This window comes from Blautia sp. AF19-13LB (assembly GCF_003479105.1).
In the GTDB taxonomy this organism is placed as follows: domain Bacteria; phylum Bacillota; class Clostridia; order Lachnospirales; family Lachnospiraceae; genus Fusicatenibacter; species Fusicatenibacter saccharivorans.
The window spans coordinates 41,537-66,072 of the sequence record NZ_QUGO01000002.1 but is presented as its reverse complement, the minus strand read 5'-3'; the positions used below and the strand labels follow the sequence as shown (position 1 = coordinate 66,072).

At 52.2% G+C, this 24,536-nt stretch carries 22 protein-coding genes and 2 tRNA genes; 20 read left to right on the top strand and 4 right to left on the bottom strand.

The window, feature by feature from the left end; all coding sequences use genetic code 11:
• Positions 1-15: 15 nt before the first annotated feature.
• The 8 genes from DWX32_RS02565 (at position 16) to DWX32_RS02530 (ending at position 7,779) form a co-directional block, all read left to right on the top strand.
• Entirely contained in the window at positions 16-1,965 is a 1,950-nt protein-coding gene (locus DWX32_RS02565; protein WP_118639992.1) for a fructose-1,6-bisphosphatase, read from the top strand.
• A gap of 100 nt (positions 1,966-2,065) precedes the next feature.
• Positions 2,066-3,115, top strand: coding sequence for an L-threonylcarbamoyladenylate synthase (locus tag DWX32_RS02560; protein ID WP_022462093.1), 1,050 nt, complete (start codon positions 2,066-2,068; stop codon positions 3,113-3,115).
• Between the two features lie 2 nt (positions 3,116-3,117).
• Positions 3,118-3,576: an arsenate reductase/protein-tyrosine-phosphatase family protein gene (locus DWX32_RS02555; protein WP_055218690.1), complete on the top strand. Its 459-nt coding sequence runs from the start codon at positions 3,118-3,120 to the stop codon at positions 3,574-3,576.
• Complete coding sequence (gene rpiB, locus DWX32_RS02550) at positions 3,573-4,016, top strand: ribose 5-phosphate isomerase B (protein ID WP_055218692.1); 444 nt, start codon at positions 3,573-3,575, stop codon at positions 4,014-4,016. The genes DWX32_RS02555 and rpiB overlap by 4 nt, the downstream gene beginning before the upstream one ends.
• A gap of 24 nt (positions 4,017-4,040) precedes the next feature.
• Positions 4,041-4,670, top strand: coding sequence for a uracil phosphoribosyltransferase (gene upp, locus DWX32_RS02545; RefSeq protein WP_022462095.1), 630 nt, complete (start codon positions 4,041-4,043; stop codon positions 4,668-4,670).
• Positions 4,671-4,713: 43 nt separating this feature from the next.
• On the top strand, positions 4,714-5,202 hold the full coding sequence (locus DWX32_RS02540; protein WP_022462096.1) for a deoxycytidylate deaminase: 489 nt from the start codon (positions 4,714-4,716) through the stop codon (positions 5,200-5,202).
• Between the two features lie 94 nt (positions 5,203-5,296).
• Complete coding sequence (locus tag DWX32_RS02535) at positions 5,297-6,196, top strand: AraC family transcriptional regulator (protein WP_055264852.1); 900 nt, start codon at positions 5,297-5,299, stop codon at positions 6,194-6,196.
• A gap of 113 nt (positions 6,197-6,309) precedes the next feature.
• Positions 6,310-7,779 (top strand): glycoside hydrolase family 30 protein, encoded by a 1,470-nt coding sequence (locus tag DWX32_RS02530; protein ID WP_118659198.1) that lies wholly within the window; start codon positions 6,310-6,312, stop codon positions 7,777-7,779.
• Positions 7,780-7,854: 75 nt separating this feature from the next.
• Here the strand turns inward: DWX32_RS02530 and DWX32_RS02525 are convergent, their stop codons facing one another.
• A complete protein-coding gene (locus tag DWX32_RS02525; RefSeq protein ID WP_158579542.1) occupies positions 7,855-9,264 on the bottom strand; it encodes an AI-2E family transporter in 1,410 nt (469 codons plus the stop codon).
• A gap of 141 nt (positions 9,265-9,405) precedes the next feature.
• Here DWX32_RS02525 and DWX32_RS02520 point away from each other — a divergent pair, with 141 nt between their 5' ends.
• Positions 9,406-10,734: a CCA tRNA nucleotidyltransferase gene (locus DWX32_RS02520; protein WP_118659196.1), complete on the top strand. Its 1,329-nt coding sequence runs from the start codon at positions 9,406-9,408 to the stop codon at positions 10,732-10,734.
• A 74-nt stretch (positions 10,735-10,808) separates the two neighbouring features.
• On the opposite strand, the gene DWX32_RS02515 is transcribed toward DWX32_RS02520, so the two are convergent.
• Positions 10,809-12,674, bottom strand: a complete 1,866-nt coding sequence (locus tag DWX32_RS02515; RefSeq protein WP_118659195.1) for a beta-N-acetylhexosaminidase — start codon at positions 12,672-12,674, stop codon at positions 10,809-10,811.
• A 248-nt stretch (positions 12,675-12,922) separates the two neighbouring features.
• On the opposite strand from DWX32_RS02515, the gene DWX32_RS02510 reads away from it, so the two are divergent.
• From DWX32_RS02510 to DWX32_RS02460, 11 genes are all read left to right on the top strand, one after another.
• Entirely contained in the window at positions 12,923-13,900 is a 978-nt protein-coding gene (locus DWX32_RS02510; RefSeq protein WP_117509466.1) for a phosphotransferase, read from the top strand.
• A gap of 241 nt (positions 13,901-14,141) precedes the next feature.
• The gene (locus DWX32_RS02505) at positions 14,142-14,414 is read left to right on the top strand and encodes an HU family DNA-binding protein (RefSeq protein ID WP_022462103.1); all 273 of its coding nucleotides are present in this window, start codon (positions 14,142-14,144) and stop codon (positions 14,412-14,414) included.
• A 10-nt stretch (positions 14,415-14,424) separates the two neighbouring features.
• Positions 14,425-14,664, top strand: a complete 240-nt coding sequence (locus tag DWX32_RS02500) for an RNA-binding S4 domain-containing protein (protein ID WP_022462104.1) — start codon at positions 14,425-14,427, stop codon at positions 14,662-14,664.
• An 87-nt stretch (positions 14,665-14,751) separates the two neighbouring features.
• Positions 14,752-15,030, top strand: a complete 279-nt coding sequence (gene yabP / locus DWX32_RS02495; RefSeq protein ID WP_330410109.1) for a sporulation protein YabP — start codon at positions 14,752-14,754, stop codon at positions 15,028-15,030.
• A 2-nt stretch (positions 15,031-15,032) separates the two neighbouring features.
• A complete protein-coding gene (gene yabQ, locus DWX32_RS02490; protein WP_118659194.1) occupies positions 15,033-15,440 on the top strand; it encodes a spore cortex biosynthesis protein YabQ in 408 nt (135 codons plus the stop codon).
• A 100-nt stretch (positions 15,441-15,540) separates the two neighbouring features.
• On the top strand, positions 15,541-15,870 hold the full coding sequence (locus tag DWX32_RS02485; protein ID WP_022462107.1) for an FtsB family cell division protein: 330 nt from the start codon (positions 15,541-15,543) through the stop codon (positions 15,868-15,870).
• A 74-nt stretch (positions 15,871-15,944) separates the two neighbouring features.
• Positions 15,945-17,426 (top strand): SpoIIE family protein phosphatase, encoded by a 1,482-nt coding sequence (locus DWX32_RS02480; RefSeq protein WP_118659193.1) that lies wholly within the window; start codon positions 15,945-15,947, stop codon positions 17,424-17,426.
• 15 nt (positions 17,427-17,441) lie between these two features.
• On the top strand, positions 17,442-18,863 hold the full coding sequence (gene tilS / locus DWX32_RS02475; protein ID WP_055227252.1) for a tRNA lysidine(34) synthetase TilS: 1,422 nt from the start codon (positions 17,442-17,444) through the stop codon (positions 18,861-18,863).
• On the top strand, positions 18,860-19,396 hold the full coding sequence (hpt, locus tag DWX32_RS02470) for a hypoxanthine phosphoribosyltransferase (protein ID WP_117801456.1): 537 nt from the start codon (positions 18,860-18,862) through the stop codon (positions 19,394-19,396). The genes tilS and hpt overlap by 4 nt, the downstream gene beginning before the upstream one ends.
• 9 nt (positions 19,397-19,405) lie before the next feature.
• Entirely contained in the window at positions 19,406-21,268 is a 1,863-nt protein-coding gene (gene ftsH, locus DWX32_RS02465; protein ID WP_055227250.1) for an ATP-dependent zinc metalloprotease FtsH, read from the top strand.
• A 418-nt stretch (positions 21,269-21,686) separates the two neighbouring features.
• Positions 21,687-23,777, top strand: coding sequence for a glycoside hydrolase family 13 protein (locus DWX32_RS02460; RefSeq protein ID WP_118659192.1), 2,091 nt, complete (start codon positions 21,687-21,689; stop codon positions 23,775-23,777).
• Between the two features lie 401 nt (positions 23,778-24,178).
• Here the strand turns inward: DWX32_RS02460 and DWX32_RS02455 are convergent.
• Both DWX32_RS02455 and DWX32_RS02450 read right to left on the bottom strand, forming a co-directional pair.
• Positions 24,179-24,264: transfer RNA gene (locus DWX32_RS02455), tRNA-Leu, on the bottom strand.
• 3 nt (positions 24,265-24,267) lie between these two features.
• Positions 24,268-24,349, bottom strand: a tRNA-Tyr gene (locus DWX32_RS02450).
• Positions 24,350-24,536: the final 187 nt, after the last annotated feature.

Genomic DNA, 24,536 nt, shown 5'->3' with positions numbered 1-24,536 from the left:
AGGCAGGAGGTCCTCATGGAAAACGAAAAAAATTATCTGGAATATCTCGCAGAATTGTACCCGACCATCGAAAAAGCAGCGACCGAAATCATCAATCTGCAGTCCGTTATCAACCTTCCCAAAGGCACGGAGCATTTCCTTTCGGATATTCATGGCGAATACGAAGCCTTTTCTCATGTACTCCGCAACGGTTCCGGTGCCGTGCGAAAGAAGATTGACGATGTCTTCGGCCACACGCTCGGCATTTCGGAAAAACGTGCGCTTGCAACCCTTATCTATTACCCGAGAGAGCGCCTGGAGATGGAGAAAAAGCAACAGGAGGACATCGATGACTGGTACAAGGTCATGCTGTACCGCCTGATCGACGTCTGCAAAATCGTTTCTTCCAAATACACCCGCGCCAAAGTGCGGAAAGCCCTGCCGGCGGATTATGGCTATATCATCGAGGAGCTGATTACCGAAAAGCCGGAGGTGCTCGACAAAGAAGCATACTACGAGGCGATCATCCAGACTATCCTCGAAATCGGAAGCGCCGAGAACTTCATCATTGCCGTGGCAGAGCTGATTCAGCGGCTCGTTGTTGATCATCTCCACATTATCGGCGACATCTTTGACCGCGGTCCGGAGCCGTATAAAATCATGGACTGCCTGATGAATTACCATTCCCTTGATATACAGTGGGGCAACCACGATGTGCTCTGGATGGGCGCTGCGACCGGCCAGCCGGCGTGCGTGGCCAGCACGATCCGCATCTGCCTCCACTACGGCAATCTCGATGTGCTGGAGGACGGCTACGGCATCAATATGCTTCCGCTTGCCACCTTTGCTCTCGAGACGTACGGCGATGATCCGTGCGAATGCTTTGCCGCAAAAGGCGGCGAGGACAGCGGAAATTCCCAGCAGATGCTGGAGCGCCGCATGCACAAGGCCATCACCGTAATGCAGTTAAAGCTCGAGAACCGTCTGATCCGTGAGAACCCGGAGTACGGCATGGAAAACCGCCGTCTGCTGGAAAAGATCGATTACCAGAACGGAACGGTGGCGATTGGGGAGAAAACGTATGCTCTGCGCGACAAGAGCTTTCCGACGATCGACCCGGCGCATCCGGACGAGCTGACAGAAAAAGAGGCAGAAGTGCTCGATAAGCTGATCTTCGCCTTCCGAAACAGCGAAAAACTGCAGGCGCACGTCGATTTCCTGCTCAAAAAAGGAAGCCTCTACCGCGTCTACAATGGAAATCTGTTGTACCACGGCTGCATGCCGATGAATGAGGACGGCACCTTAAAAGAGGTACAGGTCGACGGAAAGAAATACAAGGGAAAAGCACTGTACGATATCCTCGAGCACAACGTGCGCCGCGCATTTGTAAGCCGCGATCCGAAAAAACGGGAGCAGGGCCGCAATACGCTGTGGTATCTGTGGACCGCGCCGAATTCCCCGCTGTACGGCCGCGACAAGATGACAACATTTGAGCGGTATTTCCTCGCAGAAAAAGAGACCTGGACCGAGGTGAAAAACGCGTATTACCGCCTGATCGAGAAAGAGGAGACGGCGGACCGGATCTTACAGGAGTTCGGGCTTGCCGGTGAAAATGTACATATTATCAACGGCCACGTCCCGGTACATCAGAGTGCCGGTGAAAGCCCGGTCAAATGCGGCGGCAAGGTGCTGATCATCGACGGCGGCTTCTGCAGGGCGTACCACAAAGAAACCGGCATCGCGGGTTACACGCTGATTTACAACTCGTACGGCCTCAGCCTCACCGCGCACGAGCCGTTTGAATCGACGGAAAAAGCAATCCAGGAGGAGAAGGATATTGTCTCCCGCCAGGTGGCGGTGAGGTACAACATGAAGCGCCAGTTAGTCGGCGATACGGATCAGGGACGGCAGATCCGGCAGCGCATCCGTGAATTAAAGGAACTGATCGAGGCGTACCGCACGGCTCAGTTAAAAGAGCTTCTTTAAATCAAGGGTTTTCAACTGCGCCGGAAAATGGTATAATCAAAACAGTGTGCGCAGATGGAAACACTGTGCGCTGGAACAGATGGAAAGAAGGAAGAAACATATGAGGGCATGGATTGCCAGGATGACAGAAGATAACATAGATCAGAGCGCGATCGAAAAAGCAGGAGAGATTCTGAAAAACGGCGGTCTGGCGGCATTCCCGACCGAGACCGTATATGGTCTTGGCGGAAATGCGCTGGATGCCAAAGCTTCCGAGAAAATTTATGCGGCAAAGGGCCGTCCATCGGACAACCCGCTGATCGTCCACATCGGAAGAATGGAGGACCTCGAAACCGTAGCGGCAAACGTGCCGGAGAGTGCACGCAAACTGGCAGCTGCATGCTGGCCGGGACCGCTGACGATGATTTTTGAGAAAACAAATGCCGTTCCGCTCGAGACGACGGGAGGCCTTACCTCCGTAGCCGTGCGCTACCCGAGCAACAAAGTGGCAAACGCACTGATCTTAGCCGGAGGCGGCTTCATCGCAGCGCCGAGCGCCAATACATCAGGCCGGCCGAGCCCGACGAAAGCCGAGCATGTGATCGAGGACCTTGGGGACAAAATTGACTGTATCATCGACGGAGGAGACGCCGAGATCGGCCTCGAATCCACCATCGTCGATTTTACAGAGGAGATTCCGACGATTCTCCGCCCGGGCTATTACAACAAAGAGATGCTGGAAAAAGTGCTTGGAACCGTGCGTGTCGATCCGGGAATCCTTGCGGAGGACAGCCATGTGCGTCCGAAGGCACCGGGCATGCGCTACAAACATTATGCGCCGAAGGCAGACCTTACGATTATCCAGGGCGAGATGGAACGGGTGATTCCGGAAATCAACCGCCTTGCCGCAGAACAGGAAAAGGCAGGAAAGAAAGTGGGCGTAATCTGCACCGATGAGACACGGGAGCAGTACACCACAGGAGATATCAAGAGCATCGGGCTGCGCGCCGAAGATGAGACGATCGCGCATCACCTGTTTGCGATTCTGCGCGACTTCGATGAGGACGGCGTGGAAGTGATTTATTCCGAGGCTTTCGACACCCCGCGTATGGGGCAGGCGATCATGAACCGCCTGTTAAAAGCCGCAGGCCACAAAGTAGCAGAGGTATAACAGTGAAACATTACAGCAGGATTTTATTTGTGGACGCGGACGATACCGCGCGCGCACCGATGGCGAAGGCGATTCTGCAGAGCAAAGAGCTTCCGTGGCCGATGGAAATTGGTTCCCGCGGGCTTGTCGTTCTGTTTCCGCAGCCGGTCAACCAGAAGGTAGAGGCAGTGCTTGCGCGCAACGGGCTTTCGGCCAAAGACCACACCACCACACCGCTTACCGCGGAGGACATCAACGACGACACGCTGCTTCTTGTGATGGAGGACAGTCAGAGGGAAAAGATCCGTGAGGACTTCCCGGATGCGCCCCATCTGCAGACGATCGCCGGATTTCTGCGGCTGGCAGGAGACATCCCCGCCCTTTACGGGGAACCGCTTACCGAATACGGAAAATGTTATGAAGCGCTGGAATTCCTGATTGAAGGTGTTCTTGCGCGGCTGAAAGAGGAGGAAGAACAATGATAGCTTTAGGATGCGACCACGGCGGATATGAGCTGATGCAGGAGGTAAAAGCATATCTGGACAAACAGGGATTGGAATATCAGGACTTCGGATGCTACAGCAACGAGGCAGTTGATTATCCGGTTTACGCCAGAAAAGTAGGCCATGCGATCCAGAACGGAACGTGTGATAAGGGAATCCTGATCTGCGGAACCGGAATCGGCATTTCTATCACGGCAAACAAAATGGAAGGAATCCGTGCAGCACTCTGCACCGACTGCTTCTGCGCAGAGGCAACCCGCCTGCACAACGATGCCAACGTACTGGCGATGGGAGGACGCGTTGTAGGCCCTGGCCTTGCAATCAAAATCGTAGAAACCTTCCTGAACACTCCATTTTCCGGAGAAGAGCGTCACGAACGCCGGATTCACTTGATTGAGCATGAAGGAGAAAATGAATAAATTTTAAACAAAGGAGAAGGGAAAATGGCAAGAACAGTCATCATGGATCACCCACTGATCCAGCACAAAATCGGTATTATCAGAAAGAAAGACACAAGCTCCAAGGAGTTCCGCGAGATGATCAGCGAGATTGCAATGTTGATGTGCTACGAGGCAACCAGAGAGCTGCCGCTCACAGACGTTGAAATTGAAACCCCGATCTGCAAAACAACCGTAAAAGAGCTCGAAGGAAAGAAAATGGCAGTTGTGCCGATCCTCCGTGCCGGTCTTGGTATGGTAGAAGGTATGCTGGCTATGATTCCGGCAGCAAAAATCGGACACATTGGTCTGTACCGTGATCCGGAAACCCTGGCACCGGTTGAGTATTACTGCAAACTTCCGTCAGACATCGCAAGCCGTGAAGTATTTGTAACCGACCCGATGCTGGCAACCGGCGGTTCTGCAACGGCAGCCATCACCATGCTGAAAGAAAAAGGCGCAAAGAAGATCCACTTCATGTGCATCATCGCATCTCCGGAAGGAATCGAGAAAATGCATGAGGTTCACCCGGATGTCGATGTTTTCGTCGGAGCACTGGATGACCATCTGAACGAGCACGGCTACATTGTACCAGGCCTCGGCGATGCCGGAGACCGTATCTTCGGTACGAAATAAGAGCGGAAGCAAAGTACGTTAAGAAAACACAGGGGAAATGGGTATGAGCGATAAACGAGAGGATTATATTTCCTGGGATGAATATTTCATGGCAGTTGCCCAGCTTGCCGGTATGCGCTCGAAGGATCCGCACACACAGGTGGGAGCCTGCATTGTGAGCGAGGACAACAAGATTCTGTCCATGGGATACAACGGTTTCCCGAGAGGCTGCTCGGACGACGAGTTCCCGTGGGGAAAGACAAGTGAAAATCCGCTGGAAAACAAGTATCTTTACACAACGCACAGTGAACTGAACGCCATCCTGAATTACCGCGGCGGAAGCCTCGAGGGAGCCAAGCTGTATGTGACATTGTTCCCATGCAACGAGTGCTGCAAGGCGATTATCCAGGCGGGAATCAAAACGGTGATCTACGACTGCGACAAGTACGCGGACACCCCGTCCGTGATCGCATCGAAACGGATGATGAAGGCGTCCGGAGTCACTTTTCAGAAATACCACCGCACAGGGCGGGAAATTACCATGTCCCTGTAGCAGAAAAGATAATAGAAGGAGCGCGCCTGAACGAACAGAAAGTTCAGACGCGCTTCGTCTGTATACACGAAAAGACAAGAAACGGGAGGGCACCATGGAGAGCAATTTCGAATGGATTACGGCAAACGGGGATATCGGCATCCGCTTTTTCCACAGCATCGACGACGGCGGCTACAGCAACCCGCCGCACTGGCACAACGATCTGGAGATCATTTATCTTCTGGAAGGCCGTCTGAAAGTGCGTTTCGGTGACGGCGGCGAGCGGCAGATCGGGGCAGATGAACTTCTCGTCATCAACTCCGGCACGATCCACGCCGTGACAGCCTATCCGAATCAGGCCATCGTCCTGCAGGTTCCGTACGAGATGCTGCTGCAGTACATGGAGCGTTACGATCATCTTTACTTTGTTGTGGATGAAAGGCCGGCCAGTGAGGCGGAAAAACAAAAACTCGCAGAATTCAAAGCAGTTCTCCGGGAGATGGACGAGGTGTACGGTGCGCAGAAAGAAGGGTATCAGTTAAAATTCGACAGCCTTCTTCTTGAAGCGCTGTACCGCTTACTGGTGGACTATGCGGTGCGGATCGGAAAAGAACACATTCCGCAGAATCAGAAGGCCGTACAGCAGATCCGCGAGGTCATGCGGTATATTGAGGAGCATTACGCCAAAAAGCTGACGGTGGCGCAGGTCGCGGAGCACTTTGGTTATACGCCGAATTATCTGTCGAAGCTTCTGAAACGGTACCTCGGTCTGACGGTCTACCAGTATCTGTATGAAATCCGGCTCGACCGGATCTGCCGCGACCTGCAGCATCCCGAGGCGCGGATCATGGAACTTCTGCCGAAACACGGCTGCGAAAACTACAAGTCGGTGTCGCGTCTGTTTAAGGAGCGGTACGGCTGCAGCATGAAGGAAATGCAGAAGCGGTATGAAAAGGAAAAAGGAGACCGCCCGATGGGCCAGTGGGTAAGAATCAGAAAAGCGGAAATGCCCTAATTTTCTGCCGAAAAAGGCACTAAACAAGAAGAAGAGAGCATGGTATAGTGGAAGCATGAAACAGCGGATTTTCAGTAAATGCCGCAAAACATGTGAAAAATGGAGTGTGGAAAATGAAAGCAAAACAGATTACAACGTACCATGTAAAAGGGGAAGCAAAAACCTGGGAAAAAGCGCTGGCACCGGAAGACGAGTCCAAGAGCGTAAAAATGATTGAGTCGAACGTCATCAACCTGTATCCGGACTTTGCGTTCCAGACCATCGAGGGCTTCGGCGGCGCCATGACCGAGAGCAGCGCATACCTGCTGTCCCGTATGGATGAGGAAACACAGAATCAGGCATTACAGGATATTTTCGGACCGGACGGCCTTCATGCAAGATTTGTCCGCGTGCCGATCGACAGCTGTGACTATTCCCTTGAGGAGTATCAGGCAGTCGCAGACCCGATCGCAGACCCGGATCTGGCAACCTTCTCGATCGACCGCGACCGCAAATATGTCCTTCCGATGCTGAAAAAAGCCATCGAAATCTCCGTAGAGCCGATCAGTGTTCTGATGAGCCCGTGGTCTCCGCCGTATCAGTGGAAAACTGCACCGAAGATCGCAAAGAATGATGCTACTGTTTACGGTGCAATGGGAATGCCGGTTCCGGAAGAGATTCCGCAGAGAAACCACGGCGGCAGCCTGAAACCGGAGTATTACGGAAGCTGGGCAAAATATGTCGTAAAATATCTGCAGGCATACCTCGATGAGGGAATCCCGGTGACGATGCTGAGCCTGCAGAACGAGACCGTAGCGGCTACCACCTGGGACAGCTGCGTATGGACACCGGAAGAGTCCAAAACCTACCTGAAAGATTATCTGTATCCGGAGATGAAAAAAGCAGGCCTGACGGACAAGATCGGCATCTTCATCTGGGATCACAACAAAGAGCGTATGATCGAGCACGTTCTGACCGTCCTTGACGAGGAGACCATGGACATGGTAGCCGGTATCGCATTCCACTGGTATTCCGGCGACCACTTCGAGGCTGTTGAGCTGATGAAACAGAAATACCCGGACAAAACCTTCATGCTTTCCGAGTGCTGTGCCCTTCACATGCCGGGCAGAATCGGTTTTGGCGACGGTGGTTTCGGACCGGTGAACTTCCAGACACCAGAGTACGTCGATTACCTTGACGCCGCAGATTATGCACACGATATGATCGGAAACCTGAACGCCGGCATGAACCGCTGGATTGACTGGAACTTCCTCGTAGACAAAGACGGCGGCCCGCGCCACGTACCGATGGGATTCACCTCAGGTCTGATTGTGGATGATGATTTCCATTACCGCAAACCGATCATGTACCACTACATCGGCCATATTTCCAAATATATTGCTCCGGGTGCAAAACGCATCGGCTGGAGCAAATACGGAGCAAACCTGGATGTAACGGCCGCAGTCAATCCGGACGGAAGCTACGTTGTGATCCTGCTGAACCGCACAAAAGAGGATTCCGGCTGCTTCCTGCGTGTCAACGGACATATCATGCGTGTCGATCTTCCGGCAGAGACACTCAGCACGGTTGTAATCGAGAAATAAAAAGCAAAAATAAAAAAATGCCTTCTGTGCAGAATGGAAACAGTCTGCACAGAAGGCATTTTTGTAAGATACGATTTATTTTTGATCGGAATCGGAAGAATCTGAGTTTTTCTCTTCGGTCGAAGGCTTTGCCGGTGTATACGGCGCATCAACCGGAGACTCTTCCGTGGCCAGCTTTGTCAGCGCTTTGCGCAGCCGGTAGCCCGGGAAGTGGAAGACTTCGGCCTCGTCGATCTTCTTTTTCTGATATGGGATCGCCTGTCTCGTTTCAGGATCAATGTGGTCCATGTGGAAGTAAAACGCATCGTCATCCGGCAGGTGATGTTTTTCAAGACGACGGTTGGCGAAGTTGCGGCAGACCGTGCAGATAATGGCACAGACCGGAACGGCGATGATCATGCCAAAGACACCCAAGAAGCCGCCGCCGATCAGAATCGAGATGATGATAAGGAAGCTGGACACACCGGTCGTCTCGCCGAGGATTTTCGGCCCTAAGAAGTTTCCGTCAAACTGCTGCAGGAGAACGACGAAAATCAGGAAATACAGTGCCTGCAGAGGGTCGATCAGAAGGATCAGCAGAAGACACGGAACGGCGCCGAGGAACGGGCCGAAAAACGGAATGATATTCGTCACACCGATGATTACGCTGACCAGCAGTGCGTACGGGGTGCCGATCAGGCTCGTCACAAGATAGCAGATGGCACCGATGATGATCGAATCGATGACTTTTCCAACGAGGAATCCGCTGAATTCCTGGTTCACATACTGGCAGTCGCGGATCACGGCATTTCCGTGATCCAGACCGAGCAGCGCGTAGACTGCTTTTTTCAGCTTGGCAATGTAGCTTTCCTTGTTGTACAGCATGTAGATTGCAACGATCGCGCCAAGCAGAATGTTTTTGAAAAACGTAACCATGTTGACGAGCTGTCCGGAGAGGTTCAGAAGGAACGTACGGAGCATCGGCATCAGGTCATTGGTCAGCCAGTTGGAAAGCTTTGCGGAGAACATGGAGATGTACTGGTCTGCCGTCTGCTGCATCTCCGGGTAATTCGCCAGCACTTTTGTGGCAAAATCCTGAATGTTGTTTGCGTAGTTGGAGAAGTTGGAGACAATGTTTGTGATACTTGAGAACAGCTCCGGGATCAGGGTCGCAATGAGTCCGTACAGCGCGAAAAGCATGGCGACGTACGTCAGAAGAATCAAAAGCGCCCGCACAAGCTTTTTGCAGCGTACCGACTGTGTTTTTCCGTGCCGGGCAAAGAGTCTGGCGATGATCCGCTGTTCTATGAAGTTAATGATCGGGCTGATCACATAGGCGAGAATCAGGGCTGCAATCAGGGGGGAGAGAATGTCGAGGACATTGTGAAAGGCGGTCCGCACAGAAGTCTGGTGGAAGAGCAGGTAGTAAAAAATCATGGACGCTGCAAGTACCAGAAAGGCAGTAACGCCGGCCCGGACATATTTTCGGTAACGATCCAGTTTCATAAAAATGTAAATCCCCTTTCGAATTTTATTAACCTCTATTATACACATGCAATCCCCAAAATACAACCGCAACCACACTTGCGGGAAAAAAAGGAAACTGCTATACTGGAAAAGCAGATTTAGAAAAAGGAGATAACAAATTTGAAGATAAAAATGCCGCCAAGCGTAAATATGGTAATCGATTCCCTGCATGCGAAAGGCTTCGAGGCGTACGCGGTCGGAGGCTGTGTGCGCGATACGATTCTTGCGCGGGAGCCGGACGACTGGGATATTACAACCTCTGCTTCCCCACAGCAGGTAAAAGAAATTTTTGACCGCACCGTGGATACGGGACTGGAGCACGGAACGGTAACAGTTCTGGCCGGAAGCGGCGCGCACGAGGTCACGACGTACCGCATCGACGGAGAGTATGAGGACGGCCGCCATCCGAAAGAAGTGGTCTTTACCTCCAGCCTCGCCGAGGATCTGCGCCGCCGTGATTTTACGATCAATGCGATGGCATACAACAACGAAGAGGGGCTTGTGGATCTGTTCGATGGAATCAGGGATTTACAGCGCAAAGTCATCCGCTGTGTCGGAAATCCGACCGAGCGGTTCAGTGAGGATGCACTGCGGATCCTGCGTGCCCTCCGCTTTTCCGCACAGCTCGGCTTCAAACTCGATCCGGCAACACTGGATGCCATCATAGCACTCGCGCCGACGCTTGAAAAAATCAGCGCCGAGCGGATCCGTGTGGAACTGAATAAACTGCTGATCTCGAAACGGCCGGAGTACATGGAGGCCGTCTATGAGGCGGGTATTACAAAAATTGTGCTGCCGGAGTTTGATGAACTGATGAAAACGCCGCAGAACAATCCGCACCACTGCTATAATGTCGGTGAGCACACGATTGCCGCTCTGCAGCACGTTCCGTCAGATCCGATTCTGCGCTGGACGATGCTGCTCCACGACATTGCAAAACCGGCGTGCCGCACAACGGATGAGGCCGGCATCGATCATTTTAAAGGCCACGCACCGGCGGGGGAGAAAATGGCGAAAGCGATTCTGCGCCGTCTGAAATTCGACAACGAAACCATCCGCCAGGTCGCAGCATTGATCCGCTGGCATGACTGCCGCATGGCTCCGGAGAAACCGGTGATCCGCCGTATTCTGAACAAACTCGGCCCGGAGCTGTTCGAAAAACTGATGATCGTGCAGGAAGCCGATACGATGGCCAAAAGCCTGTACCAGCGGGAGAAAACCCTGGAACGGATCGGAAAGGTAAGGGAGTGCGTCAGAGAAATTCTCGATAACGGCGACTGCTTTACGTTGAAAATGCTGGCCGTTTCCGGCAAAGATCTGATGGAACTCGGTGTCCCAAAAGGCCCGAAAATCGGCGAATGCCTGAACGCGGCGCTGGAAGAAGTGATGAAAGATCCGGCGAAGAATACAAAAGAATACCTGACAGAGTACGTAAAAACACTGCTGTAAAGCCAAAACGGCAAACAAAAGAGAGCCGGGGACAGAACAATCCGTCCCCGGCTCTCTTTTGTTTTTTGCTGGTTTTATGCGTTCAGATCACGCAGCAGATCCGCATACCAGCAGAACACATGGGCAATGCGGTACAGTTCGCTCTCCTTGGAGACGGTGCGCCACAGCTCTTTATAGCTGTGCAGCCACCGTTCGAGATCTCCGGCGAGTGCAAAACAGTCTTCTTTCTCCGGCAGAGTGCCCTCGGAAAGAAGGGAAGCGCGCAGGAACGGCAGCAGGCGGTTCAGCACTTTCAGGCCGTCTGCGGCGAGCAGGTACGCATAGATCATCGGACGGTTCTCCGGGCGGACGGTGCCGGCTTTCTCGTACAGAACGGCGCAGAGCGCGTCGATTGAAGCATTTGCTGCATCCGCATCGCCTTCCGCGCAGGAGCGGAGCAGTTCGGCAGCCTCTTCTTTGTCCTGATGCAGTTCGAGTGCTTCCTGTACCATAACGGCAGTGCGCCACGGATACGCATCCTGATGGCAGAGAAGATCGAGCACGGAAACGAGTTTTCCGGAAGCATCACCAAATTCCAGCACGGAAATCTGGCGGTTGATTTCCTCCTCCGGCAGAATGTCTGCATTCCAGGAGAACGCCGCGCCGTAGATCATGCCGATGCGGGAGAAGTCCGGGTGATTGATGTGGCCGTAATCGCCCCAGTCAGTGTTCAGAAGTCCCATCGCATGGCATTCGTGGCCGTAGCGCGCCATTCTGGAAATGTTTTCATACGCCTCATGATACTTGTTGATGAGCTGGTTCCATCCCTGTACGCCCGGGCACACATACAGATGCTCGGCACCGGAATTGGCAAGGCGGGTCAGACGCTCCGATGAAACATTTGACGCATAATCCCAGTGGAGGCAGATCAGGTTCTTCGGCAGGAGATGATAAACTTCCGGCTCCTGGCTGATGACATCACTCCAGAACATCGGCGTGCGGCCGGATTCAGTGATATAGTTGGCAAGCTCTGTCACAAACTCGGTGTAGATGACGGTGGTTCCCTTTTCCTCGGCGAGTGCGCGGGAAGCCCCTTTTCCAAGGTCAAACGTTTCATCCGCGCAGAGATTGAAATACTTCGAGGAGAAGAGCTGCATATATTCGGAAAGAATGTGTTTGGCAAGGGAGAGGCTCTCCGGGTTTGTGATATCGAGCGTATGGTGCGCCTGGCGGTCATAGAAGGAGAACGGAGCCGAAGCAGAGCCTTCCAGTTCGCACAGATGTGCATACGATTTCGTGCAGAGCAGCTTGTACAGATGGCCGAAGCTTGCAAGCGACGGAACGAGATCAATGCCAAGTCCCTTGCAGTAGCGGTCCAGCTCGAGGATGTCCTCCGCAGTGAGCGGCGTATCGTCGCGCCACATCTCGGTCAGATCGTCGAAGAGATAGCTGTGCTCGATGTAGAGCTGAAGCTGATTGATTTTATAGAAGCTCAAGGTGGCGGCAAGCTGTTTCAGATAGGAAAGCGTCGGAACACGTCCGCGGGTCGCATCGTGGTAGAAGCCGCGGTTTTCCATGGCCGGTTTGTCGGAGATCAGGACGGTTGGAAGAACAGCACCTGCCTGGCGGATCATCTGACGGAGTGTCTGCACGCCGTAGAGAACGCCGCTTTCCAGAGATCCGCAGATCGTGATGTTTTCCGGTGTGACAGCGAGGGTATAAGCCTCACGGGATAATTCCGGAGAGGCAGTCAGATAGATCAGGTGTGATCCCACCGGCTGATGACGGCGGCAGATGGCAGGACGGAATCCCGTCTGTGTCTCAATCTCCTGCTGCAGAAGCTGTGCTGCAGAAAAAAGCTCAGCCGGGCTCTCGGAATCGAGAAAAATGCGGCTGTCATAGTGAATTGTAAAGGTGCCCTCTCCGTAGGAAAGGGAAGATGGCTGTGGTAAGAAAATCATAAAAACCCTCCTTAAAATAAAATGATTTTAGAGAACCCCATAACAGGTGTTTTTCATCCTGTCAAGTTTGGAATATTTTACCATGCGGTGAAATTAAAAACAATAAAATAAGAGAAAAAGAAAACACTTTCAACATTGCTTTTGGGATGAAAGAAAAAACAGAAACCAGTATGCATGGCACAGGGCGGATACGCATACATTGAATCGTGACCCCAAAAACGATCACAACAGGGAAAGGAGTCAGGCTCTTGTATGATTATGGATTGAGTGTGCTGTCCCATTACGGTCTTACGGCTTCCGGCACAATGCGGGTGCGGGGCGCTTTATTGTGCCACACCGAACAGGGGGATAAGCTGATCAGCGAGTTCGGGACGGCGGCGGAAAAACTGGAGCAGCGGTATCTTCTACAGTGCCGCATCACGGAGTCGGGGCTCCTGCGGTGCGATCAGATTCTGCGGAACGAAGAGGGAGCGCTTGCAACGCGCGGGGACGACGGAGGAACGTACATTGTGCGGAACTGGTACCCGGGCCGGGAATGTGAGACGGGAAACAGTGAGGATCTTATCCGCGCCTCGGACGCGCTGGCGCGGCTACATACGGCAGCTCATCTGCCGGTGAAAATGGAATACCGGAGGGAATCCATCGTGGAGGAGTGCATCCGCCACAATGTGGAAATTCGAAAGATCCGAAAGTATTTGCAGACAAAAAAGAAGAAAAATGAGTTCGAAAAACTGCTGCTGGCAAGCGCCGGTCCGTATCTGGAACAGGGAGAGCGGGCGGCCGCGGAAATGAAAGCTTCTTCCTATGAAAAACTGCGGCAGCGGGCGGACGAAGAAGGCGCCGTCTGCCACGGGGAATTCAGCCAGCACAATATTCTGCTGGAAAACGGCAGAGGCGAAACGGCGGTCAATTTCGACAAGTGGAACTTCGATCTCCAGGTGGCAGATCTTGGCTATTTTATGCGGAAAATTCTGGAAAAACACGGCTGGAGCGAGCGCGCGGCAGAACGGATCTTAAACGCCTACAGCGCCAGACGGCCGCTCGATGAGGGGGAAATCGAGACACTCCGCCTCTATCTTTCCTATCCGTGGAAATACTGGAAACTGGCAAACCGCTACTACGGAAGCAGAAAATCGTGGATATCCGGGCGGAATACGGAGAAACTAAAAACACTCAATGCGCAGCAGGCAGACTGGCTGCGGTTTGTTAAGGGATCCTTCTTTTAACCGTGCGGTGGAAAAGAGTCTGTTTTGGGCAGAAATCGCCATAAAACCGCTGGTATGGGGGACTTTTTTCTTGACAAGAGAGACGCATTAGTATATAAATATATACAGCTACGCGAAAAAGCCGGTCAACGTAACAGACTGATCATCCGGAAGAAAAACAGCCGGCAGGGCAGGTCGTGTGTATCAGCGGGCCCGCGTACCATGTAAAAAACAAATGTAAGATACAGGAGGAGTAAAACTCATGAACAAAACAGAATTAGTTGCAGCTATGGCTGAGCAGACAAATTTATCCAAAAAAGATGCAGAGGCTGCTTTAAAAGCATTTATCGATGTAGTATCTGAAGAATTAAAGAAAGGTGAGAAAGTTCAGCTGGTAGGCTTTGGTACCTTCGAAGTATCCGAAAGAGCAGCAAGAGAAGGAAGAAATCCGCAGACTGGCGAGACCATGGAAATCAAAGCTTCCAAAACTCCGAAATTCAAAGCAGGAAAAGCTTTAAAGGACATGATGAACTAAGTAAAAATCTATGCGCTTAGATAAATTTTTAAAAGTATCACGACTGATCAAGCGGCGTACCGTAGCCAATGAAGCCTGTGATGCAGGCCGTGTCCTCGTCAACGACAGACCGGCAAAAGCATCCGCACAGGTCAAGGCAGGAGATGTACTGGAAATTCAGTTCGGAAGTAAATCCGTCAGGGTAGAAGTGCTGAATGTGCAGGAAACCGTGAAAAAAGAAGAAGCACAGGAGCTTTACCGCTACTTATAAGAAGTGCGGCAGGATTCATGTGCAGCGAATAAAAAGAGAAAACCTTCATATAATGGGTGTATAGACCATTGTATGGAGGTTTTTTGCATGGGAGAGATGAACGAACAGGCGCACCGCCTTTTACTGGAACAGCGGAAAACACTTTCTCTTGGCGGCGTGCAGGATGTGAAAAGCTTTGATGAGAACGAAGTTCTGCTCGTGACCGTCTGCGGTGTTCTTACCATCCGCGGAAAAGAGCTGCATGTGGGCCGCCTGGAGCTGGAAAAGGGAGAGGCGGATATCGAAGGCAGCATCGACAGCCTGGTCTATACGGAACATGGGCCGCTGCAGAAGAAGGGGTCTGCGCTTGCGCGGCTGTTCCGGTAAAAATGAGTGCGTATGTCACCCGGGAGCTGATTCTGTTCGCCTGTTCCATCTGGCAGGGGGCAGTCCTGGGGTTCTGGTACGATCTGATCAAGACAGCGCGGAAACTGATCCGCCACAGCCATGCGGCGGTATCTGCAGAGGACCTCTGCTACTGGATTGCGGCAGCGCTGTATCTGTTTGTACGGATTTACGGAGAGAACAGCGGCGTTCTCCGCGGGTATCTGTTTGGCGGCATCCTTGGGGGCGCTGCATTGTACCACGCATCGTTTGGACGCTTTCTTCCGGAACTTCTGGCAAAGGAAATCAAAAAAGCAGGGCGAATTCTCGCTTTTCCAGGAAAATGGCTGGTAAAAAGTATGAAAAAACGGAGAAAAAGGTTGAAATTTCATGGGAAGAACGGTAAGATGTAACTACACATGTAAGAACAAAAGAAACAAGTCTGCGGACGAAAAACAACAGATAGTTTGGCTGCAGACGGTTGGAAAATAGAAAGCAAGGGTAAAGAAAAGAATGAAAGAAAGGGAAGAAAAGAATTCTGGCCGAAAGAAAAAAGTCAGAAAGAAGAGCCGTACAACAGAGTTCTCAATTACCGTAGTCCTGTGCTGCCTGGTTGCAGTCCTTACCGTAAAGGGAATCAGCCTTCAGCAGAAGGTCAATGCAAATGCATCCCGTCTTTCCAGTCTGGACAGCCAGATTGAAGAGGAGAAGCAGCGCACCGATGATATTACCGCCTTGAAAGAATACATGCAGACCGATGAGTACATAGAAAAAACGGCAAGAGAAAAACTTGGCATGGTAAAGGATAATGAGATTTTATTTAAAGAATCCCAGTCGAAATAAACAAAACAGATAAAGAAAGGGCATGATTTCGCAGTCCCCTTTGAAGTCCAGAACAAAGAGAGGAGGAGCGGAACATGCCGGAGTGGATCATTGCCATGTTCCTGATCGGCGTATTGCTGTCAGCAGGGGACATGGCTAAAATTTTTTTGGAAGCCAGAAGAAGCCGCCGGGAAGCGGCCGTCTATGACAATCATCCGCAGAAACTGCAGATGGAGCACTACGCCGATTCGTTCCGCGTTCTGGCAGAGAGCTTTTACCAGATGCCGTCAAAAAGTGTGATGCCGGAGACGGGCCGGGTGGACAAGATTCTGGAAAAAGAACAGCAGGAAGTCTGTAGCCGCTGTGCGAAGGCGTCGTGGTGCTGGGAGCAGTACGGAAACCTGACGCGCGAGCGGTGCCAGGAACTTCTTCAGACAATCGCCGACGGGGATGAGGACGAGATCAGCCGTGCAAAAGGCGAATGGAACGCCTCCTGCCTGAACGGCTCCCGCTTTCTGGAACTGTTCTGGAACCGCTACCAGCAGGAACGCCAGACGGCGCTCTGGTCGGGGCGTGTGGCGGAGAGCCGCCGCGTGGTGGCAGAACAGTTAAGTGAAGTCGCCGGGATTATGGACCGCGCCGCGTGTGATCTGTACAGCCTCAACAGTCTGCCGGACGAGCTCTCGGAAAAAATCTGCCGCCAGATGAAGAAAAACGGGGCTTTCGTCCAGAAAATCTGGCTCCAGGAGCGGCCGAAAGAGCATTTACAGATCTATATGACGGTCAAAGCGGGCCGTCACTGCCGGATCACGCTTCGCCAGACGGCGGAACTGATCGGTTCCCTGTGCGGAATCCCGATGGTTGCGGTACGCGACGGGGCACAGGTCTTAAGCGGAGAATACCAGACGGTGCTGTTTCAGGAGGATGTGAAATTCCAGGTTCTCTACGGTGTGGGACGCATCACCAAGGAGCAGGAGAGTATCTCCGGGGATAATTACAGTGTGCTCTGCGAAAACGGCCAGTTTGTCCTCTGCCTGTCGGACGGCATGGGTTCCGGGATCGAGGCAAACAGGGAGAGCGAGACGGTGGTGGAGCTGTTTGAACAGTTCCTGCGCGCCGGATTCCCGCGGATCATGGCGGCACGGATGATCAATTCGATGCTTCTGCTGCAGCCAAAGGAAGGGATGTTTTCCACGTTTGATGTTGCTTCGATTAATCTCTACACAGGCGTCTGCAGCTTTTTGAAAGGAGGTGCATCGCCGACGTTCCTTAGGCGGGATACGTGGGTGGAGGTTGTGGAGTCGACCAGTCTTGCCGCAGGTCTCGTTTCCCAGACGGATTTTGATACCACAACGAAAAAGCTGTACGACGGTGATTACCTTGTGATGATGACGGACGGAGTGCTGGACGCGCTGCCCGGGGACAGGACGGAGCAGATGAAGCAGCTTCTTCTCGAAGTGAAAAACAGCGAGCCGCGGGAATTTGCCCGGGAGCTTTTGGAACGCGTGCTGCGCCTCGGCGGCTGCCGCGCACGGGATGATATGACGGTTCTGGTCGCCAGAATCTGGAAAAAATAGGAGTAAAAACGAAGGATGCGAGAGAAAGTAAGAGCCTTTATGGAACAGTATCATATGGTAACGGCAGGCGAACGCGTGCTGCTCGGCCTTTCCGGCGGCGCGGATTCCGTCTGCCTGTTTCATCTGCTGCGGGAACTGCAGGAGCCGCTTGGCTTTTCGCTGCTGGCTGTCCACGTCAACCATAATCTGCGCGGCGCGGAAGCCGGGCGGGATGCGGCATTTGCAGAAAATCTGTGCCGGGAATATGATGTTCCGTTCTATCTCTATTCCTGTCCCGTGGAGAAGATCGCAAAAGAAAAGCATCTCTCGACGGAGGAGGCGGGACGCGCGGCGCGGCAGGAAGTTTTTGCAGCGTGCGCAAAGGAGCAGAGGGCAGTGAAAATTGCGCTCGCCCATCACCAGGATGACGTTGCGGAGACGATGCTGCATCACCTGGCACGGGGAACGTCGCTGGCCGGACTTGCCTCCTTACGCCCCGTGCGGGGGAATGTGATCCGTCCGCTTCTCTGCGTCGGACGAAAAGAGATCCGGCAGGAACTGGAAAGCCGGAAGTGTTCCTGGTGTGAGGACAGCACGAATGCAGAGGATGCTTACACGAGGAACGGAATCCGCCACCATGTGCTGCCGTATCTGACCGAAGAGGTCAATCCGCGTGCCGCCGCGCATATGGCACAGACATCGCTGGACCTGCTGGAAACGGAGGAATATCTGGAGCAGCAGACGGATCAGCTGATGGAGCGGTATGCATCCGCAGAGAAAAATGCGGTTGTGCTGCGTGATGCGGTGAGCAGCGAAGCGCCTCTTCTGCAGCGCTACGTGATCCGGCGCGTTCTGGAACAGCTGGCGGGAAAACGGAAGGATCTTACCAGGGAGCATCTGGAATCTGTGCGGGAACTTTTTGAAAAGCAGGTCGGAAAAAGTGTCTGCCTGCCGTATGGAATCACCGCCGTGCGCGGATACGAGACGCTCCGCCTGGAAAAGCAGGGAGTGCATTTAAAAGAAGAACGGAAAAGGAAAAGCGGCGAAGAAGTTCCAATTCCGGTTCCGGCCGGGTGGGAAGAGGAAAAAAGTCTCGCATTTGCAGAAAATCCAGTCACGATTGTGAAAAAAACATCGGTTTTTCCCGAAAGAATTGAAGAAAAAAAGTATACGAAATGCTTTGACTGTGATAAAATAAAAGACGGTCTTGTCCTCCGCACGAGAAGAAGCGGAGATTATCTGAGAGTAACCGCAAAAGGCGGGAAAAAGAAACTAAAAGATTATATGATTGATGCCAAGATACCGAAAGAGGAGCGGGATTCCATTCTGCTGCTCGCCGACGGACCGGAGATCTGGTGGGTCGTGGGGTATCGCAGAGGAGAGAGCGGCCGTGTCGGGGAAGACACGAAAGCAGTTCTGCAGATACAGATTGGCGTTGGTAAGGAGGAAAACAGATGAAAGAGACAATCAGAGTATTATTAAGCGAAGAAGAAGTAGACAGACGAATTAAAGAAGTAGCAGACCAGATCAACCGCGATTACGCAGGAAAAGAAGTGCACCTGATCTGCGTTTTAAAAGGCGGCGTATTCTTTATGTGCGAGCTGGCAAAACGCATCACAGTGCCGGTAAGCCTTGACTTTATGTCCGTATCAAGTTACGGCGATGACACCAAGTCCAGCGGAGTTGTCCGTATTGTAAAAGACCTGGATCAGCCGCTGGAAGGAAAAGACGTTCTGATCGTGGAGGATATCATCGATTCCGGAAGAACGCTTTACTATCTGATCGACATCCTGAAAAAGAGAAATCCGAAATCCGTACACCTGTGTACTCTGCTCGACAAGCCGGAGCGCAGAGTGCGCGATGTCAAAGTAGATTATACCTGCTTTGATATCCCGGACGAGTTCGTCGTAGGCTACGGTCTGGATTACGCACAGAAATATCGGAATCTTCCATACATCGGAGTAGTGGAGTTTCACGAAGACGAGGAGTAAAAAGAAAATATGAACAGACAGCGCAGTGGATTTGGACTCTACGCGGCGTTTATGGTGATTATCGTGCTTGCCATGTTCTATATCACCGGAAAAATCAGCGCAGGCAGCAGTCCAAGTCAGCAGAAATTTGAAACCGCCGTAAAAGACGGCAAAGTGACATCCGCGCAGATTGTCCAGAACAAAGAAGTGCCGACCGGCTCCGTCGTGGTACAGGAGCAGGGCGGTGACAGTTATACGGTCAATGTGACCGACGTAAACGCAGCTATCAGCCTTCTGGAGGATGCTGATGTAACGTACACCGTGCAGAATGTCCAGAGAGACAGCATTTTCATGACATCCGTCCTGCCGGCCCTGCTGCTCGGTATGATCCTTCTTTTCGGCATGTCGATGATGAACCGCTCCATGGGCGGCGGTGGAGGCGGCGGAAACAAAATGATGAATTTTGGAAAAAGCAACGCCCATATGTCCACCGACAAAGACAAAAAAGTCCTGTTCCGCGATGTTGCGGGCTTAAAAGAGGAAAAAGAAGACCTTGTTGAGGTGGTCGATTTCCTGAAAGCACCGGAGAAATATACACAGGTCGGCGCAAGAATCCCGAAAGGAGTTCTTCTTGTGGGCCCTCCTGGAACCGGTAAAACCCTTCTGGCGAAAGCTGTTGCAGGAGAGGCAGGCGTGCCGTTCTTCAGCATTTCCGGATCGGATTTCGTGGAAATGTTCGTCGGCGTCGGCGCTTCCCGTGTCCGCGACCTGTTTGAGGAAGGAAAAAAACATGCGCCGTGCATCATCTTCATCGATGAGATCGACGCCGTGGCAAGACGAAGAGGCACCGGCATGGGCGGCGGCCACGATGAGAGAGAGCAGACATTAAACCAGCTTCTCGTTGAGATGGATGGTTTCGGCGTCAATGAGGGCATCATCGTGATGGCAGCGACGAACCGTGTCGATATCCTGGATCCGGCGATTCTCCGTCCGGGCCGTTTTGACCGCCGCGTGGTTGTAGGACCGCCGGATGTCATGGGCCGTGAGGAAATCCTGAAAGTCCATGCAAAGAACAAACCGCTGGCCGAGGATGTGGATCTGAAACAGATCGCGCAGACGACCGCAGGCTTCACCGGCGCAGAGCTGGAGAACCTGCTGAACGAGGCAGCGATCATGGCGGCAAAGGACCGCAGAAGATTTGTGCGCCAGTCCGATATCAAGTCTGCTTTCATCAAAGTGGGCATCGGTGCGGAGAAGCGCAGTAAAGTCATTTCGGATAAAGAAAAACGGATCACCGCATACCATGAGACAGGCCATGCGATCCTGTTCCATATGCTGCCGGATATGGAGGCGGTTTACACGATCTCCATTATCCCGACAGGTCCTGGCGCAGCGGGCTACACGATGCCGCAGCCGGAGAATGACGATATGTTCCAGACGAGAGGCAAAATGATGCAGTACATCACCGTATGCCTCGGCGGCCGTGTGGCAGAGGAGTTGATCTTCGACGATATCACAACGGGCGCATCACAGGATATCAAACAGGCGACGGCTACCGCGCGTTCCATGATTACGAAGTACGGTATGTCTGAGAACCTTGGTCTTGTCGCTTACGATTCCGACTCGGATGAGGTCTTCATCGGCCGCGACTGGGGCCATACGAAGAGCTACAGCGAGAATGTAGCCGCAGCCATCGATGAGGAAGTCCGCCAGATGATCGAGAAATGCCACGATCAGGCGAAACAGATTATTCTGGAGCATTCCTATGTGCTGCATGAGTGTGCAAAGCAGCTGATGGAAAAAGAGAAGCTGAGCCGTGCTGAATTCGAAGCCATTTTTGAGCAGGAAGCACAGATGACAGGAACAGCACCGGAAGTTTCTGGAGAAATCTGATATCTTTTTATTTGCAATAGAAAACCTGCAGAGAACAAAAAAAGTTTTTTGCAGGTTTTTTTCTGTGATTTTACGGGCGTTTGTGCAAATTAAAACAGAAAATCCGAAACGCCGGAAAAATTCATCGTTATTTTGAATAAGAATCAAATGAAAAAAAATCGCGATTTGTGCAGACTTTTCGAGGGACGTATGGTACTATAATAACTGTAAAAACCCCCCAATACATTATATAGTTTTTGCTACACCCCATAAGAGAAATACCTTCTCCAAAAGAGCCAGCGTACCCCGCTGGCTCTTTTACTATATAAAAATCCAATAAACACAATCGTTACATGTGTTCAGAAAAAGGTTGTATTACATGGCGGTGTGGGGTAAAATATAAGGAATGAATGATTGAGAAAGACAGAGGCGTTAGTTCATGGATAAAACAAGAATGCAGCAGTATATGTCACAGATGCGGGCGATGTTCAACAAGCATGCGCTCTACAGCGATGAATCCCCGCAGTATCAGATTCCGTTTGAGCCGAACCCGGGCGACACGGTGAAGATCCGGTTCCGTACCCTGAAAAATAATGTAGATGCGGTTTATTTCATCAGCGGTTCCACCCGTGCACAGATGCAGGTCGGTTTGGTCCGGAACGGTTTTGATTATTACGAGATCGAGATTCCGGTCGGAAATGAGCCGATCCGCTATTTTTTTGAGATTCAGGCAGGCCGCGTGGTCTGTTATTACAACAAGCTCGGCGTGACAAGAGAGCTTCAGGAGATGTATTCGTTTGGTATTATTCCAGGTTTCCATACGCCGGACTGGGCGAAGGGCGCTGTCATGTATCAGATTTTTGTGGACCGCTTCTGCAACGGAGATCCGTCCAACGATGTGCTGACGGGAGAGTACAGCTACATCGGTGAGCAGGTCAACAAGGTGGATGACTGGAACCGCTTCCCGGAGCAGATGGATGTCCGCAATTTCTACGGCGGCGATCTGCAGGGCGTCATTGACAAGATGAATTATCTGCAGGATCTCGGTGTGCAGGTCATTTATCTGAATCCGGTGTTTGTTTCGCCGTCGAACCATAAGTATGATATTCAGGATTATGACTATATTGATCCGCATTTCGGAAAGATTGTCTCCGACGAAGGCGATCTGCTCTGGCCGGGCGACAAGGACAATACGCGGGCAACGCGGTATATTGACCGTGTGACGAACAAGGCGAACCTGGAGGCGAGCAATGAACTGTTTATCCACCTGGTGGAGGAGGCGCACAAGCGCGGCATGAAGGTGATTCTGGACGGCGTTTTCAACCACTGTGGTTCGTTTAACAAATGGCTGGACCGCGAGCGGATTTATGAGGCCGGAAAGGGCTATGAGCCGGGCGCGTATGTGGCGCAGGACAGTCCGTATCACACGTTTTTTAAGTTTTATAATGAGCATAACTGGCCGTACAATGAGTTTTATGACGGCTGGTGGGGCCATGATACGCTGCCGAAGCTGAACTACGAGGGTTCGGAGAAGCTGATGGAGGATATTATGCGCATCGGCGCGAAGTGGGTTTCTCCGCCGTTTAATGCGGACGGCTGGCGGCTGGATGTGGCCGCTGACTTAGGACACAGCCCGGAGTTTAACCACAAGTTCTGGAAGGAGTTCCGGCGCGTTGTGAAGGAGGCGAATCCGGAGGCGATTATTCTGGCGGAGCACTACGGCGATGCGATGAGCTGGCTGCAGGGCGACGAGTGGGATACAGTGATGAACTATGATGCGTTTATGGAGCCGGTTTCCTGGTTCCTCACGGGTATGGAGAAGCACAGTGATGAGTTTAACCAGGGGCTTCTCGGAAACAGTGAGAGTTTTATCGGGGCGATGACGTATCATATGCCGGCGTTTTATGCGCCTTCGCTGTATACGGCGATGAATGAGCTGGATAATCATGATCATTCGCGGTTCCTCACGAGAACGAATCATCGTGTGGGGCGTGTGGCGAATGTTGGGCCGTATGCGGCTGCGGAGAATACGAATAAGGCGGTGCTGCGCGAGGCGGTTGTGATTCAGATGACGTGGCCGGGGGCGCCGACGCTGTATTATGGGGATGAGGCCGGCCAGGTCGGGTTTACGGATCCGGATAACCGGAGGACGTATCCCTGGGGACAGGCGGATCAGGAGCTGATCCGATTCTATAAAGAAATGATTGCGGTGCATCGGAGATTTCCGGTGCTGGCGATGGGATCGCTGAAATTTTTGTACCATGATTATAATGTGCTTTCTTATGGACGGTTTAATCAGGAGGAGCAGGTAATTGTGGTGATTAATAACCGGAATGAGAGGGTGCATGTGGAGATTCCGGTGTGGCTTACCGGGATTAACCGGAGTTCGGTGGCGAAGCTGACGCAGGTGTTTGCGACGGATGCGGTGGGATTTTCTTCGGAGGAGAAAGAAATCGAGGCACCGGCGGGCATACTGGAGATGGATTTGCTGCCGTTATCGGGAGTGGTACTGCATAGATGCGAGGAGTGACGGATTTGGGGGACGCCTCGCCGCCGCACACCCGGTGGTCTTGCGTGATGCGCAGGGCAGCGGTGGAAAAGCGGGGGAAAAACGTAGAAAAAACGGAGGTCTTTCGACAGACACCGGCATTATTCGCCGGGAAATCTGATGATTTCCCAGCTCAGAATGCCTTGAAATCTGGTGTTGAGCACCAGATTTCAGTCTTTCGAAAGGCTTCCGTTTTTTCTGGTTTTTCCAACCCGCTTTTCCAATGCTGCCCTGCGCATCACGCAAGACCACCGGGCGCGCGGCGGCGAGGCTGGTAGTGGGAACGGGAGATGGGGCTGGATCCGCTAGGGCGGATCGGCGTAAGATTTTTGGGGGAGAATGGAAAAAGAGCTCCGATTCGTATGAATCAGAGCTCTTAATCGTGCCGCAAACCGGGATCGAACCGGTACGGGTATCACTACCCACGGGATTTTAAGTCCCGGGCGTCTGCCAGTTCCGCCACTGCGGCATATGGACGGAGATGGATTCGAACCATCGAAGCAATTTGCAGCAGATTTACAGTCTGTCCCCTTTGGCCACTCGGGAATCCGTCCATGTATTTTGTTTTGTGTCAGAATGACTTCCGACATTGATTGATTATACTGGATGTGGAGCAAAAATGCAAGTGTTTTTTTGAAAAAATAAGAAAAAAGTTGAAAGGGGGGAGCCGGTCAGGTATAATATGATATATATGGGCTTCTATATTGAGAAATAAACAACCTGAAAATGGAGGGCATAGGG

Bases quoted from the DNA above. Each gene is read 5' to 3' on its own strand.
- DWX32_RS02565 (WP_118639992.1), top strand. From the start codon at position 16: ATGGAAAACGAAAAAAATTATCTGGAATATCTCGCAGAATTGTACCCG.
- DWX32_RS02560 (WP_022462093.1), top strand. From the start codon at position 2,066: ATGAGGGCATGGATTGCCAGGATGACAGAAGATAACATAGATCAGAGC.
- rpiB (WP_055218692.1), top strand. From the start codon at position 3,573: ATGATAGCTTTAGGATGCGACCACGGCGGATATGAGCTGATGCAGGAG.
- upp (WP_022462095.1), top strand. From the start codon at position 4,041: ATGGCAAGAACAGTCATCATGGATCACCCACTGATCCAGCACAAAATC.
- DWX32_RS02540 (WP_022462096.1), top strand. From the start codon at position 4,714: ATGAGCGATAAACGAGAGGATTATATTTCCTGGGATGAATATTTCATG.
- DWX32_RS02535 (WP_055264852.1), top strand. From the start codon at position 5,297: ATGGAGAGCAATTTCGAATGGATTACGGCAAACGGGGATATCGGCATC.
- DWX32_RS02530 (WP_118659198.1), top strand. From the start codon at position 6,310: ATGAAAGCAAAACAGATTACAACGTACCATGTAAAAGGGGAAGCAAAA.
- DWX32_RS02525 (WP_158579542.1), bottom strand. From the start codon at position 9,264: ATGAAACTGGATCGTTACCGAAAATATGTCCGGGCCGGCGTTACTGCC.
- DWX32_RS02515 (WP_118659195.1), bottom strand. From the start codon at position 12,674: ATGATTTTCTTACCACAGCCATCTTCCCTTTCCTACGGAGAGGGCACC.
- DWX32_RS02505 (WP_022462103.1), top strand. From the start codon at position 14,142: ATGAACAAAACAGAATTAGTTGCAGCTATGGCTGAGCAGACAAATTTA.
- DWX32_RS02500 (WP_022462104.1), top strand. From the start codon at position 14,425: ATGCGCTTAGATAAATTTTTAAAAGTATCACGACTGATCAAGCGGCGT.
- yabP (WP_330410109.1), top strand. From the start codon at position 14,752: ATGGGAGAGATGAACGAACAGGCGCACCGCCTTTTACTGGAACAGCGG.
- yabQ (WP_118659194.1), top strand. From the start codon at position 15,033: ATGAGTGCGTATGTCACCCGGGAGCTGATTCTGTTCGCCTGTTCCATC.
- DWX32_RS02485 (WP_022462107.1), top strand. From the start codon at position 15,541: ATGAAAGAAAGGGAAGAAAAGAATTCTGGCCGAAAGAAAAAAGTCAGA.
- DWX32_RS02480 (WP_118659193.1), top strand. From the start codon at position 15,945: ATGCCGGAGTGGATCATTGCCATGTTCCTGATCGGCGTATTGCTGTCA.
- tilS (WP_055227252.1), top strand. From the start codon at position 17,442: ATGCGAGAGAAAGTAAGAGCCTTTATGGAACAGTATCATATGGTAACG.
- hpt (WP_117801456.1), top strand. From the start codon at position 18,860: ATGAAAGAGACAATCAGAGTATTATTAAGCGAAGAAGAAGTAGACAGA.
- ftsH (WP_055227250.1), top strand. From the start codon at position 19,406: ATGAACAGACAGCGCAGTGGATTTGGACTCTACGCGGCGTTTATGGTG.
- DWX32_RS02460 (WP_118659192.1), top strand. From the start codon at position 21,687: ATGGATAAAACAAGAATGCAGCAGTATATGTCACAGATGCGGGCGATG.